The following is a 1001-nucleotide window of genomic DNA, read 5'->3' as shown; positions in this document are numbered from 1 at the left end:
ACCCGCGATGTACAGCTCACCCACCACACCCGGCAGCACCGGTCGCAACCCCGAATCCAGCACGAACATCCGCGTATTCGCCACCGGACGACCGATCGGCACCATCGCCCCATTGGTGCGGAGCGGTGTGGACTGCCAATGCGTCACGTCCACCGACGCTTCCGTCGGGCCGTAGAGGTTGTGGAGTTCGGCGTCCAGGGTCGCATGGAACCTCCTGGCCAGGTCGCCCGAGAGAGCCTCACCACTGCAGAAGACCCGCCGCAGCCCCGTACAGGCTCGCGCCGCGTCGTGCTGAAGAAAGACCTCAAGCATCGAAGGGACGAAGTGGAGCGTGGTGACCGCCTTCTGTTGGATGAGTGACGCCAGGTAACGCGGGTCCTTGTGCCCCTCCGGCTTGGCGATGACGAGCGTGGCTCCCACTGCCAGCGGCCAGAAGAACTCCCATACCGAGACGTCAAAGCTCGACGTCGTCTTCTGCAGGACTCGGTCGTCGCGGTCCAGGCCGTACTCGTCCTGCATCCACAGCAGCCGGTTGACGATGCCTTCGTGCGGTACCACCACGCCTTTGGGGCGGCCGGTGGAGCCCGAGGTGTAGATGACGTACGCAGGGCTTCGCGGATCGAGGTCCCTCACGGACGGCAATCGGACGGCAGTCGGCACATGCTGCGTACGCAGCGAGTCGTAGGTTTCCCCATCGATGACCAGGACTGGCTGGGAGTCTTCGAGGAGGTAGTCGATGCGGTCCTGCGGATAGGACGGGTCGACCGGCACATACGCCGCCCCCGCCTTGTGAATCGCGAAAAGCGCGACAACCTGCTCGACGGAGCGGGGCAGCTTGACGGCCACGATCCGTCCCGGGCCGACCCCTCGAAGGATGAGGCAGCGGGCGACTTGGTCGACTTGTTCGTTGAGTTGGGTGTAGGTGAGTTGGTGGTTGTCGCAGATGAGGGCGGTGTGGTTGGGGGTGTGGGTGACCTGTTTCTCGAAGAGGGCGGGCAGGG

1 protein-coding gene is annotated in these 1001 nt (G+C 64.7%); it reads right to left on the bottom strand.

What is annotated here, in order from left to right:
- Nucleotides 1-1001, bottom strand: a 1001-nt coding sequence (locus PV419_RS52880) for an AMP-binding protein (protein ID WP_319701246.1), incomplete at both ends; no start/stop codon positions are given.

The organism is Streptomyces sp. ME19-01-6 (assembly GCF_033793745.1).
Classification (GTDB): domain Bacteria; phylum Actinomycetota; class Actinomycetes; order Streptomycetales; family Streptomycetaceae; genus Streptomyces.
Note: the sequence above shows the minus strand (reverse complement) of the source record. Positions and strands in the feature narration are given on the sequence as shown.